At 44.7% G+C, this 12,317-nt stretch carries 12 protein-coding genes; 6 read left to right on the forward strand and 6 right to left on the reverse strand.

Going from position 1 to position 12,317, the window contains the following annotated elements; all coding sequences use genetic code 11:
- The 4 genes from mnmA to ACYQ4O_RS05935 form a co-directional block, all read right to left on the reverse strand.
- Positions 1-1,054: tRNA 2-thiouridine(34) synthase MnmA (mnmA, locus tag ACYQ4O_RS05920; RefSeq protein ID WP_460175048.1), on the reverse strand; the 1,054-nt coding region annotated here is incomplete at its 3' end.
- Positions 1,055-1,122: 68 nt separating this feature from the next.
- Entirely contained in the window at positions 1,123-2,085 is a 963-nt protein-coding gene (locus tag ACYQ4O_RS05925; protein WP_308514122.1) for a LysR family transcriptional regulator, read from the reverse strand.
- Positions 2,086-2,249: 164 nt separating this feature from the next.
- On the reverse strand, positions 2,250-3,239 hold the full coding sequence (locus ACYQ4O_RS05930) for an MlaD family protein (RefSeq protein ID WP_460175049.1): 990 nt from the start codon (positions 3,237-3,239) through the stop codon (positions 2,250-2,252).
- Between the two features lie 153 nt (positions 3,240-3,392).
- Positions 3,393-3,698, reverse strand: a complete 306-nt coding sequence (locus ACYQ4O_RS05935) for an addiction module antidote protein (protein ID WP_460175050.1) — start codon at positions 3,696-3,698, stop codon at positions 3,393-3,395.
- 555 nt (positions 3,699-4,253) lie between these two features.
- Here ACYQ4O_RS05935 and ACYQ4O_RS05940 point away from each other — a divergent pair.
- The 4 genes from ACYQ4O_RS05940 (at position 4,254) to ACYQ4O_RS05955 (ending at position 8,068) form a co-directional block, all read left to right on the forward strand.
- Positions 4,254-4,508: a type II toxin-antitoxin system RelB/DinJ family antitoxin gene (locus ACYQ4O_RS05940; protein ID WP_460175119.1), complete on the forward strand. Its 255-nt coding sequence runs from the start codon at positions 4,254-4,256 to the stop codon at positions 4,506-4,508.
- 627 nt (positions 4,509-5,135) lie between these two features.
- A complete protein-coding gene (locus ACYQ4O_RS05945; protein ID WP_460175051.1) occupies positions 5,136-6,200 on the forward strand; it encodes a nitronate monooxygenase in 1,065 nt (354 codons plus the stop codon).
- Positions 6,193-6,813, forward strand: a complete 621-nt coding sequence (pncA, locus tag ACYQ4O_RS05950; protein WP_460175052.1) for a bifunctional nicotinamidase/pyrazinamidase — start codon at positions 6,193-6,195, stop codon at positions 6,811-6,813. The genes ACYQ4O_RS05945 and pncA overlap by 8 nt, the downstream gene beginning before the upstream one ends.
- 139 nt (positions 6,814-6,952) lie before the next feature.
- Positions 6,953-8,068 (forward strand): M20 family metallopeptidase, encoded by a 1,116-nt coding sequence (locus ACYQ4O_RS05955; RefSeq protein ID WP_460175053.1) that lies wholly within the window; start codon positions 6,953-6,955, stop codon positions 8,066-8,068.
- A 110-nt stretch (positions 8,069-8,178) separates the two neighbouring features.
- On the opposite strand, the gene ACYQ4O_RS05960 is transcribed toward ACYQ4O_RS05955, so the two are convergent.
- A complete protein-coding gene (locus ACYQ4O_RS05960; protein WP_460175054.1) occupies positions 8,179-10,473 on the reverse strand; it encodes a nitric-oxide reductase large subunit in 2,295 nt (764 codons plus the stop codon).
- Positions 10,474-10,709: 236 nt separating this feature from the next.
- Positions 10,710-10,943: a hypothetical protein gene (locus tag ACYQ4O_RS05965; protein WP_308514117.1), complete on the reverse strand. Its 234-nt coding sequence runs from the start codon at positions 10,941-10,943 to the stop codon at positions 10,710-10,712.
- Between the two features lie 195 nt (positions 10,944-11,138).
- Here ACYQ4O_RS05965 and ACYQ4O_RS05970 point away from each other — a divergent pair, with 195 nt between their 5' ends.
- Together ACYQ4O_RS05970 and ACYQ4O_RS05975 are read left to right on the forward strand one after the other, a co-directional pair.
- Positions 11,139-11,834, forward strand: a complete 696-nt coding sequence (locus ACYQ4O_RS05970; RefSeq protein ID WP_460175055.1) for a nucleoside recognition domain-containing protein — start codon at positions 11,139-11,141, stop codon at positions 11,832-11,834.
- The gene (locus ACYQ4O_RS05975; protein ID WP_066595267.1) at positions 11,827-12,300 is read left to right on the forward strand and encodes a YjiG family protein; all 474 of its coding nucleotides are present in this window, start codon (positions 11,827-11,829) and stop codon (positions 12,298-12,300) included. Before ACYQ4O_RS05970 ends, ACYQ4O_RS05975 begins: the two co-directional genes overlap by 8 nt.
- The last annotated feature ends 17 nt before the right edge of the window (positions 12,301-12,317 follow it).

The following is a 12,317-nucleotide window of genomic DNA, read 5'->3' on the forward strand; positions in this document are numbered from 1 at the left end:
AGCATACATCCCCGTTATAGAGGACCGCGCTTTGACCTGGAGTGACGGCCCACATCGGCTCTTTACTGGCTAAGAATAAAGAGTTTTCATCTGCTGAAATAATCTCGCAGGGCTCATCGGGCATTCTGTAGCGTGTTTTAACAGAGAGCTGGCTTCCTGCAGCAGGGGGCGTGCCGAGAATCCAATTCGGATCGCTCGCCTTTAAAGTCATGGATTGCAGCCAAGGATGGTCATGACCCTGAACTACATAAAGCGTGTTTTCCTTGATGTCTTTTCTCGCTGCAAACCAAGGTTCTCCATTGGAATCTTTTGTACCGCCGATTCCAATTCCTTTTCTTTGACCAAGGGTGTAGTAGGACAAACCGATATGCTCTCCCACAACCTTTCCGTCCGGGGTTTTAATTGGGCCCGGTTTGTTGCTCAAATAACGGTGAAGGAACTCTCTGAAGGGTCTTTCTCCGATAAAACAGATTCCCGTGCTGTCTTTTTTACGGGCGTTTGGCAGTCCGATTTCCGCGGCGATTTTGCGAATCTCAGTCTTGCAGTAGCCGCCGATTGGGAATAAAGATTTGGAGAGTTGATGCTGGTTGAGCCTGTGGAGAAAATAGCTTTGATCTTTTGCCGGATCTACTCCTTTGAGTAATTCGAAAAGACCGTTATTTTCTCTAACACGAGCGTAGTGGCCCGTTGCAATCTTTTCTGCACCCATCTTCAGGGCGTAATCCAAGAAGGATTTGAATTTGATTTCTGAGTTGCACAGAATATCGGGGTTAGGTGTACGGCCGGCTCGGTATTCCTCCAAGAAAATGGAGAACACTCTTTCTTTGTACTCTTTGGCGAAATTAACGGCCTCTAGTTCGATTCCGATGACATCGGCTGCCGCAGCGGCATCGATAAGATCCTGTCTGGATGAACAGTATTCGCTGTCATCATCGTCTTCCCAGTTTTTCATGAAAAGACCGATGACTTCATATCCTTGCTGTTTAAGAAGGTAAGCTGTCACCGACGAGTCTACGCCTCCGGATAACCCAACAACTACTCGGTTTGCAGTCAATGATCTCTCCTCAACTTTGTTCTAAGTACACAAATTTTGAATTATAGAATTCCAAACGTTGGATAGGTTTATTGAGTCGCTTCCAGATATTTTTCGGGTACTTTTCCTTGTAAAAAGCTCTGCCCGTCTTCCGTAACTTCAATGCCCAACTGCTGAATGTTATTGACGATTTCAGCAATGCATTCGATGGCTTCGGGGGAGAGAGCAGTGGAGCTTTTCGGCCAGAAAACGCTGAAAGGAATTGTCAGCGGATCGGCTACCGGAATGGCGGCACAGTCGTCACTGACTTTAACGGCGGCTAAAACATCCGTTAAGTGAACTCCCACGTTTTTGCGTGTCATTCGAATAGCAACTTGTGTGGAGGATACTTCGCCGACGATTTGATTTTCGTCAATGTTCCCGAGGAGGGGGCCGCAGGCATTTCTTTCTTTAATATCGCGGGACAAAACAATAAAACGTTCTCTTGCAAAATCGGCAGGTTTCAAAATTTTGCGGTTGCTTAAAGGATTCTCTTTAGACATAACCAGACAGAAAGGAAGGTTTGCCAAATTTACTTTGACTAAGTCGTCATGGTCGGATAAAAGAATCCCGAACCCCACATCAAAGGGATGAGAGTATTTGGAATAATAGATGTCCCGGCTTGCATGGACGTCAATCGTGACCCTCAGGTGCTCCTCATGCTTCTTTAAAATTTTGACAACAGCCGGCAGGGTCACGTCGCTGGTATGTCTTGCTAAAAGAGCCACACGCAGTATTCTCTTATGGTGGCTTCGTCTTATCGGATAGTCTTCCAAATGTTTCCAGGCACGCACCGACTCCATGGCGATACGGTAAAAGTCTGCGCCTTCTTCCGTTAAAGACAAATTACGGTTGGTGCGGTGAAAAAGTTTGAACCCAAGCCTATCTTCTAATTGAGAAAGAACCCGGCTGGCAGCCGGAGCTGATAATAAATTTTTATTTGCAGCTGCAATGAGCGAGCCAGTTTCAACGATGGAGCAAAATAGCTTGATTGACTTAACTTTTATTTCCATTTTGTGCAATCCAAAAGGGCATAATTGCAATTTACGAATTGATGGAAATATAGCAAAATTACACCAACGCTACAGGCATAAAGTTGTTATTGTTTTGAGAATAACGTAGCTTGGTAGTTGAAATGGGTTATTACGCCGGTCGTCTCCACGATCGGCTATTTTTTTTACTCCACACGTGGAACGCCGGGTCTAGGTCTGACAAGACTAGACGGGTCGGTGGCCAATTGACCGGTTAATTGATCAAGATTCTGCGTTACTTGAAGCAGAGACAGCATTAAAGCTCGTACATCGTACTGATTGTTTTTGGCCATTGCATCGAACTTAGCCGAAAGCGAATTAATATCGTTCATTAACTTATCAATATTGGATGTACCTACTTGTTTATCGAGATCGGCCGCCGTGGAATCGAGCTGAGCAATGAGAGATTTCAGAGTTTTGACGTCTAAATCAGAGATTTTATTGGATGCTGTTTTAAGCAGCTTATCGAAGTTCGTTAAAACAAGATTGAGCGTATGAGCATTCAAACCATCGGCAATTCTATCCAAGTTAGCAATTAATTCCTTTGCATTAGGAATCGTTTCCATAATTTTTTGATCCGGATGGATCTTGTCTAAGCGAGACAAGAATGAACTAACGCTTTCTGTAATTTGAGTAGTAAGACTTGGTGCGGAGGGAATCACCAAATAGTTGGCTTCCCAGACGGGAGGTTTGTCCGGGGCAGGAAATTCTTTAGGATTAAGAAAATCCAGAGATATGTAAAGAGTGCCCGTCAGTCCGGATAATTGAGTCTGAGCTCTTAACCCTTCTTCAATATATTTGTGCAGATCCTGTTTTACTTGCCCTTCATCAAAATAGAGAAGCATCTTAACGACGGCCACAGACTTATTCTTAGAAAATAAAAAGATATGATTCTCAGGATAAACAGTCGAAGATAAATCGATTTCTGTGACCTTTCCTACCGGAACGCCTCTGAATTTAACCGCGGCTCCCACGTCTAACCCGTTGACGGATTCCGTAAAGTAGGTCTCGGCATAGGTTTTAGGCCGAAAGAAATTAGGGCTGGCAATAATGGCCACCGCAATCAGCGAGAGGATGATCAGAGTCATCACTGTCGTGCCGATGATGAAATAAAGTTTTTTGTTTTTTGCTGCCATGCCGTTGCTTTCTTAAGCCTAAAAATGCAATTGTAATTTTCTTACATCCGGTCTCTCCATAACAATCTTAATCCTCAATTTAAGACACTTGGCGTCTTCTATTTTGTGGAAGACAAATGTCGAAACTTGTTGATAAGGCGAAATGGATGGTTGTCAATCTCCGCTGGTAGAAGAATGTTGAGCGCAGACTGTGAGGTCAATTCCTAAAGTGTTAAGTACAGCGATAACTGTTTGAAGCGTGGGATTGCCCCTGTTACTTAAGGAACGGTACAGGCTTTCTCGGCTTAAAGAGGTCTGGCGAGCGATTTCGCTCATGCCTTTGGCTTTAGCCGCAATTCCGATTGCATCGGCAATATGCTGGGCATCACGACTGGAAAAAGCTTCAGAGAGAAAAGCAAGAACCGCTTCATCCCTTTTTAAGTACTCAGCTGGATCAAAGGGCGAAAATCTACTGGTCATGGCAATTCCTTTATTAATTCTTTTGCTTTTGGAATGTCTTCTCGTTGACTGGATTCATACTCACCGGCAAGGAGAAATACAACTATTTCATTGCAAATTGCTTAGCAAATCCTGTAGCTGGAGCTGAATTTCCGGCGCATCTTAGAAACATCTTCACCGACAGATTTCTTATTTCCAAAGTTAACTGGGATCACCCTGCTTAATCGGTCAGCGATGCGCCTTGAGTTACGGGGGCTTTGAATTGTTCAAACCACGAATCAAACGAAGACGATTAGATAATTTGCATCATAGATAAAATTGTAGCATATAAGCTACAAAAAGCATGGAGCACACACAGCAAAGGTCCGCTTCTTACTACGAATGGCAGCTATTTTTACAAACGATTTTGCATTCAGTGAAGTACCAAGCGTTCGCGTCAAAAATTGATAAACAACTTGGCAGTAGAGGGGTAAAAAATCTATTAGAATAATGATATTGTAATGATATTATTGTATTTATTCTTTATAAGATATGAAACTATAAAGTAGAAATTAAGAAGAGGGAAAAATGTCTCAGATGTGCAATGTTAATTTTCGAATGGATCGTGATTTAAAAAACAATATGGAACAAGTCTGCTCTGACATGGGACTAACCTTGACTGCAGCATTTACAATTTTTGCTAAAACGGTAACTCGAGAGAAGCGTATTCCGTTTGAAGTTTCCGCCGATCCTTTTTATTCAGATTCAAACATAAGACATCTTCGTCGCGGCATGCAAGCTTTAAATGCTGGAAAAGGCATTGAACACTCTCTGATAGAGGAGCAAGATTGACCTCCTTCGCTTCGTAAACGAAAATGGATTCCTACCACCACTACAACAGAGGCCTATAGTTGTAGAAGGTCTCGACGAGTACGGCCTTACAGCACTGTTCATTTCACAGGCTAGCCGGCTGTCTTACGGCTTAATGCATTTATATCTTCCACGACACCGATAGTCTCCGATCTCCAACACGTAATTTAAAGAAGAGTTGAATTTTTCCCTCAGTTTGTGATGATTTTGAAACTCATCTTGTAGAGTTTGATGCTCAAAAAAAGATCACGTTTATTTGTTAATTACTTTCGCGTCTAAGGTCTCTATATTGTTGGGTTAATTATCTGAAAGGACTATCGTGCGTTCTTATTCGAAAAAAGCTGTATTCCATCTTTCGTAGTCAATTACCGGAAACGTTCTCTTGTTTTCTTCTTATTTCGCTGCAGGTTGTGGGGGAGCTGCCATTTCAAATTTCAAAGAGTACATGGAACAATACGTCTGACCGAAAAGACTTAGATTAGGCCCTTGCATCCCCATTCTTAGGAACGGTGCTTTATGGGACGGTCTGGTTAAGATGCCTTGTTAAGTTCTAGGACAAGGATTCGAGGTATATTTTCATTTTTTGAATACCTTTACGCAGAGGATCAATTGAGTTCTCAAATTCACCAAAACCAAATCGAAAGAGTTCAGTGGTACTTCGGAATAGAAAAGCCTATTTTTTGCCGTCCGAGTTTTTGCTGGCAAACTCCGGAACTTATTGCTCAGGCGAGCAACAGCGGTGCGTTAGGTGTGTTATCTGCCGGTTTGATGACTCCTGAAGAATTAGAAGAAAACGTCGCGAGGATCAGAGAGCTCACGGATAAGCCTTTTGCAGTGGAAATATTTCCGGAGCAGAAAACGGCTTTTGATGAAAAGAAGTTCAAGCTTCTTAATAAGGCTCTGAGACCGGTCAGAGAAGATCTGGGACTCGAGGATCCTGAAGTTCCGAAAGGAATTGATTTTGAGGCCCAGTTCAAAAAGATCTTGGATTTAGATATCGAAATCTTAGGCGTCTGTCTTGGAGGACTACGTGAACCGTACATGGAGGCCTTGGAAGAGAAGGACGTGAGGATTTACGGAGTCGCATCCAATTTAAAAGACTCTAAAGTTTTAGTTGCTAGCGGTGTTAAAACTATCTTGGCTCAGGGTTGGGCTGCTCCGGGCCTTCGATCCTTTTGCGAATCTTCTGCCGGTGCTTCGGCAATTGACTCTTTGACTTACTTTTCGGAATTGAACCGCGCTTTAAAAATTCCATTTGTAGCGGATGCATCTCTACTTTCCGAAGATGCTGTTAAAGCTGCCCTGCAGTTGGGGGCCTCAGGCATCGTGATTTCAGACGGTCTTATCAATACAGCTGAATCTACATTTCCCCAATCTTGGAGAATTCCGCTTTCTTATTTTTCTGACGGTGCCTCTGAAGTAAATTCTTTTGCGATGGGAAGACCTGCAAGAAGTTTGTACACAGGAATTTTAGAAGCTATCCAAGAAAACGAACTTCCGGTTCTGGACTTTCCTTATCAGTGGTTTGCTCTCAAAGATATATTTAAAAAAGCGGAAGAATCCGGCAGCATGGATTTGGCATACATCGAATTCGGACAGAGTGCTTATCAAGTCAAGAGCGGTTCTGTAAAAGGCGTTGTTGATCAGATATATGGATGGATTGGAAATGAATAAAAATCAAGCCCTCATTGTTGTTGATGTTCAGAATGATTTTCTGGAAACAGGCTCTCTTCCCGTCCCGGAGGGGTCCCAAGTAATTCCTGTTATCAATAAAGTGATGCCGTTATTCCAAACGGTTGTTTTAACCCAAGATTGGCATCCGGCCGAGCACAAATCTTTTGCTTCAAATCACGAAGATAAAAAACCATATGATGTGACGACGATGCCTTACGGGCAGCAAGTGCTGTGGCCTGTTCATTGTGTACAGAACAGCAAAGGGGCCGAACTTGCCGAAGCACTTGAGGTTAAAGGCACTGAATTCAATGTTCGTAAAGGCACTAACCCGGAAGTAGATAGTTATTCCGCATTCTTTGAAGCAGACGGAAAATCAAAAACAATTCTTGCGGATTGGCTGAGAGACCAGGGCATCACGGAAGTTTTCTTATGCGGTTTGGCAACCGATTTCTGTGTTTCTTGGTCCGCTTTGGATGCCGTTAAAGAGGGTTTTAAAACTTTTATTATCGAAGATGCTTGCCGCGGTATTAATGTCGGCGGTTCCATGGAGGCTGCTAAGCAGCAGTGGAAGGACAAAGGTATTGAGACAGTCAGTAGTGACTCACTGAGATAACTTGAGTACGAGGACTGATCTGTTGTTCGTGTTAGTACTTATATCTTATTCTTGAGGAGCCTCCTACAATTTTGAGCAATTTTCGGGAATGACCAAGAATTATTCTCGCTTCTCAATATCTTTTAACAGGAAGATTTTCATGACAGTCCTTGAATCCTTTATCGAAGATTTAAAGCCTCTTGTTAACATCGATTGCGGTACAAGCAATGTCGCTGGCGTCACAGCTATTGCCGAAATGATGAAGAAGCATTATGAATCCATCGGATTCCATGCAGAACTAGTAGATCTCGGTCCTAACGCCGGTAAAGGTCTTTTTGCAACAAACAAACCTGATGCAAAAGAATACGATGTTCTTATGAATGCTCACATGGACACAGTATTCCCTGACGGAACAGCTGCCGCACGTCCATTCTCCATGAAAGGCGACACAGCATATGGTCCTGGATGCTCTGACTGCAAGAGCGGTGTTTTGGCTATCTTCTATGCTTTAAAGAATGCAAGACCGGAAGATCTTCAAAGATTGGCTATCGCCGTTGCTTTGAACCCGGACGAAGAAACAGGTTCTAAGAACTCCGCCAAGTGGCTTGCTTCTTTGGCAGCTAAGTCCAAACGCGCACTCGTCTTCGAAGCAGCTCGTGCAGGCGGCGAATTAGTTCGTTCCAGAAAAGGTTCCGCTACTTACGAAGTTACATTCCATGGCGTTGGTTCACATGCCGGCAACGCACCGTACAAAGGAGCAAACGCTAACGTTGCTGCAATGAGATTTGCATTAGCTGCTTACGGTCTGGCTGATTATGAAGTCGGTACTACAGTTAACCCAGGCGTGATCCAGGGCGGTTCTGCTTCCAACGTTATTTCTGATAAATGCGTTGTCAAGCTCGACGTTCGTTACTGGAATCCGGAATGCGACAAACTCATTGATGAAGCCCTCAATAACATGGCTAAGTGCACATGGGCTCCGAGAGTTACTCAGGAACTCGTACGCGTCAGCCATATTCCTGCTATGCCGTTGTCTGAAAACACCAAAGAATTGGTTAGCCAGATTACTGAAGCTGGCAAGCTCGAAGGTGTCGACGTTAAATGGGTTGATGCTGGCGGAGCTTCCGACGGCAACCACATGGCGGAAATGAATATTCCCGTTATCGACGGATGCGGCCCAGCCGGTGCGGAATTCCACTGCGATAGAGAATACTTGAGATTGGATACAGTCGAAGAACGTATCCGCATGATCTCTCGCTTCTTAACACTTATCTAATAAGTTAGAAGAGTGATTTGACCGGCCTTCGCGGCCGGTTGATTTTTGACAGAACGTCAAATCCAACGGTCCAGCAGAAATGTTCGGACCGTTTGATTTTGACGAGAAAACTAGTTTGTAGAAGTTCGAGCGTTGCCTTTCCAGACCTTCCAGCTCGCCACAAAGAATGGAATAGCTCCGAAGAAAATGAATACCAAGTCACCCGGCATTCTGAAGTAGCCGAAGAAGGAAAGAAGTCCGGAGTTGGTGAATTCCACGCTTCTGGCATGCCAGTAACCGTTGCTGAATACGTCCCAAAGCTGGAGGAATCCCGCTGGCATAAGACTCAGAACGAGCATCAGCATAAGTCCGATATTCAATCCCCAGAAGGAACATTTGATCCATTTTTCCGCTTTTGCCCAAACTTCATCTGAAGCGGATTCTCTGAGAACCATCAAGCACAGTGCCAAGGAAAGCATTCCGAATACACCGAACATAGCGGCATGACCATGGTTCGGCGTCAGATAAGTCCCGACTTCAAAGTAACTCACAATCGGCATATTGATGAGGAAGCCCAGGACACCGGCTCCGATAAAGTTCCAGAAGCCCACGCCTAACATGAACATAAGTGGCCAGTAGAACTTCTTAGCCATTGTCTGATCCGGGCCGAGAAGTGCGGTTTTGCGGAATGACCAGGCTTCAACACATAGAACGACCAGAGGAACAACTTCCAGTGCAGAGAAGCAGGAAGAAAGCATCATGTTCGGCTGAGTCATGCCGGAGAAGTACCAGTGATGGCCGGTTCCGATGATCCCACCCATGAAAATCAAGATAGCATCCAGGAAAATTAGACGCAAACCCATTTGCTTAGAGACCAGGCCTAACTCAATGAAAGTCAGAGCGACCATGGTGGTGGCAAAGAGTTCAAAGAATCCCTCAACCCACAAGTGAATGATCCAAAAACGCCATGTATCGACGATTGTGTAGTTGGTGGTGTTATCGAAGAAAACCGCCGGCAAATAGAAGAATGGAATGGAGAAAGCGGCGATCAAGAACATAATCGAAAGCTTTCTGACCGGAGGTCTCTTCAAGGCCGGAACGGTGTTGCGCACGACAAGGAAGAACCAGAACAGCAAACCGACAATGAGAAGCCACTGCCATGCACGTCCGATTTCGAGATATTCCCAACCTTGGCTGCCGAGCCAGAATGTCATTCCGTCCCATAGCCCGGACAGTCCGCCCCATTCGCTCAGTACACTGCCGAAGACAACCATGGCTAAGGCTGCAAAAAGAATGTTCGTCAAAGGTGCTTGGCCGGGCATTTCTTTGCCTCCGAGGATTCTCGGGAGGAATAAGCCGCCGGTAGCAAAACCGGTAGCAAGCCAGAAAATCATCGCCTGCAAGTGAAAAGTTCTTAATAACGAACTTGGAAAGTATTCCGCCAAATTAATTCCGTAGAAATTCGTTGGATCTGCACGCATATGGGCGACGCCGCCTCCGACAAGGCATTGCATGATGAAGAGGAATGCGACAAACACAACGAATTTTACGAGCGCCTTTTGACTCGGAGATGTCATCTGCGCAGGCAGCCAAGGTGCGGTGCCGTTTTGTGCCGAATGCCAATCCCATTCAGGATGGCGTCCAATGATGAACAAGGTTAGGCCGATGCCGCCCAAGAGGAAAAGGATGCTCACGAATGCAACGGTAGTCGGCGTATTACCGACTGTCGGGTCATACGGAAAATTGTTTGTGTACGAGTAGCTTTCGCCCGGGCGATTGGCCGCGCTCGCCCATGCCATCCAAGTGAAATAAGCGCTTAGTTTTTTGAGCTCGTCGGGATCCGTAATGGTGTTTGGTTTTAAACCGCCGTTCTTGCCCGGATTACTGAAGTACTCTGCCCAATGAGCCGGTTCAGCTTGATAGGCGCGAACTTGAGAATCGGTAAGAGTCAGGACGGACTGAGTTGAGTTGTATCGATTGGTTTTTAACGTTTCGATGACCTTAGCATCTACGGCACCTTTTTGTTCTGCAGATAGCTTTTTATAGGATTTGTTGAATTCGGCAGCATAATCGTTTCGGGCCTGTTCGCCCATACGGTGCAGTGTAAGAGCCGAAAAGTCAGGACCGAGGTACGAGCCGTGTCCCCAGACAGTTCCGTTGCTCATGAGGCCTTTGCTCAAGAAAATCTCTTGTCCTTGACGGATATCGGAGCCGGTGAAAACAGTATTTCCGCTCGTATCAACGACTTGTTCAGGAATTGGCGGTTTGTCGACGTAGGCGCGGCAAGTCAGAGTGATGAGTGTAGTGAAACCTACAATCATTGCTACACACAGACCGAATATCCACCAACCGCTTAATGTTGTTGGTGTATTCGAAGATGAATTTAGGTTTTTCCCAAACCAGCTTCCTCTATTCTCAGTACTCATGAGAATTCCTCCCATAAGACCGTTACAGATTAGGAGTTCCCAGTAACGATCTATTTAAAACAATCAAAATCGGCATAAAAATCGAAATAACGAAGTCTTTAATGCCTTGTAATCTGTTGCTCCTTGAAGGAAAAATGAAGTTGGTTTGCGTCGAAATATGGTTTGTTTGTTGTGGTTGAAATAGCTCGGCCGAAGAGAGAGAACTTCAGCCGAGACAGGCTTAATCGGAATGAAGCTTAAGCAGAGAGAGCGGCTTTAGCTTCTGGATAACGGGTGTGGCCAGAGAGGAAACTTCTCCACCATTCCCAGGTGGCTCTTGAGCAACAATAAAGATTTTGCTCCGGATCAAAGACGAAGGTGCCGGGGCTGGAAACAGCCATGGTCAGAGCTTCTGAATAGTCTTTTTCGTCCATCCAGTCAATCATGTTGAGAGAGCGTCTTTCACCAGTTTCGTTAATGAGGACTTGCATGATTTTCTCCTGATATTCAGAAAACAATTAGGGTTATCAACTACATATTTATAATGACATAAAAATTAACAAATAGATCAAAAACTAATTAATCGTTTCCTATATCAGGGTTGATACTTAAATAAAAATTAAAAATTACAAATTATTTACAAATATAATGAATTTGTGATTAACAAATCTTTACAGGTTTATCAAATGGTTTCTAATGTTCTTTCAACTCCCCAAGTGCCTGAACAACAGGGACAAGCCACTTTGGAAGAAGAAAAAGTCGGAGTCGGCGCATACGTCTCTCTCTTTTTTGCGGTCTGTTTCTTTTCAGGAGTTTTCTACAAAATGCCTGAAGCCTATCGCTGGCTAGGAGCATTTGACTTCACAACGTTGATCGGCAAATTTGGCTCTATTTCCGGAGCTTCCTCCTTTGTCGGCAGCGGCGGCGTGAGTGCTCGTGCCGGTTTCCTTTTCGCTCTCTCTTTGGTGCCGGGTGTGATGCTTGCTTTAGGCCTTCTGGAAGTTCTTTCTTACTACGGAGCCTTAAAAGCTGCTCAAAAATTGATGACGCCTCTGCTCAAGCCTATTCTTGGCGTTCCAGGCGTGACCGGTTTGGCTTTGATTACTGACTTGCAAAGTACCGATGCTGGTGCTGCTTTAACAAAAGGTTTGTTGGATACCGGCAAGATCGATAAGAAGAATTTGGTTGTGATGAGTGCATGGCAGTACGCTGGTGCAGGGTTGGTCAACAACTACTTCTCTATCGCTTCCGCTTTGTTCTTTGCCTTCCTCGTCCCTGTATGGATTCCGCTTGTTGTGATGTTCTGCCTGAAATTTGTCGGCGGTGTCTTTGTCAGAGTTTGTCTTACAACTTTCTATAAGAAGGATTTCCAAAATGAGTAACGCAATGCCAACAGTCCAGACAAAGAATCCGTTTGATATTTTCATCATCGGATTGAGAAAAGGGTTCAACGTTGCTATTAACAACCTCCTGCCCAATGTTTTAATGGCTTTCGTTTTGGCCTACATCTTGGATTTATTCGGTGTTATGGCCTTCTTAGGCAAGGTTTGCGGTCCCGTTATGGGGATCTTTGATCTTCCCGGCCAAGCAATTACCGTACTTTGCGCCACTTGGTTGTCCTGCGGTGCCGGTGTCGGTGTTGCCGCGAGCTTGCTTGCTTCCGGGACTTTGGACGGTACCGCCATCACTATTATGTCTCCGGCTCTTCTGTTGATGGCTTCCCAGATTCAGTACATGGGCCGTTTGTTAGGTGTTGCGGAAGTGCCTAAAAAATATTGGCCACTTCTTATGCTCAACAGTATTTTGATGTCTGTCATCGGTATGTTGATTATGCGGTTTATTGTCTAGTAGTTTCCCTTTCCTTT

This window comes from Turicimonas sp. TL08 (genome assembly GCF_054660695.1).

Coding starts and splice junctions, on each gene's coding strand:
- ACYQ4O_RS05925 (WP_308514122.1), bottom strand. CDS start 2,085: ATGGAAATAAAAGTTAAGTCAATCAAGCTATTTTGCTCCATCGTTGAA.
- ACYQ4O_RS05930 (WP_460175049.1), bottom strand. CDS start 3,239: ATGGCAGCAAAAAACAAAAAACTTTATTTCATCATCGGCACGACAGTG.
- ACYQ4O_RS05935 (WP_460175050.1), bottom strand. CDS start 3,698: ATGACCAGTAGATTTTCGCCCTTTGATCCAGCTGAGTACTTAAAAAGG.
- ACYQ4O_RS05940 (WP_460175119.1), top strand. CDS start 4,254: ATGTGCAATGTTAATTTTCGAATGGATCGTGATTTAAAAAACAATATG.
- pncA (WP_460175052.1), top strand. CDS start 6,193: ATGAATAAAAATCAAGCCCTCATTGTTGTTGATGTTCAGAATGATTTT.
- ACYQ4O_RS05955 (WP_460175053.1), top strand. CDS start 6,953: ATGACAGTCCTTGAATCCTTTATCGAAGATTTAAAGCCTCTTGTTAAC.
- ACYQ4O_RS05960 (WP_460175054.1), bottom strand. CDS start 10,473: ATGAGTACTGAGAATAGAGGAAGCTGGTTTGGGAAAAACCTAAATTCA.
- ACYQ4O_RS05965 (WP_308514117.1), bottom strand. CDS start 10,943: ATGCAAGTCCTCATTAACGAAACTGGTGAAAGACGCTCTCTCAACATG.
- ACYQ4O_RS05970 (WP_460175055.1), top strand. CDS start 11,139: ATGGTTTCTAATGTTCTTTCAACTCCCCAAGTGCCTGAACAACAGGGA.
- ACYQ4O_RS05975 (WP_066595267.1), top strand. CDS start 11,827: ATGAGTAACGCAATGCCAACAGTCCAGACAAAGAATCCGTTTGATATT.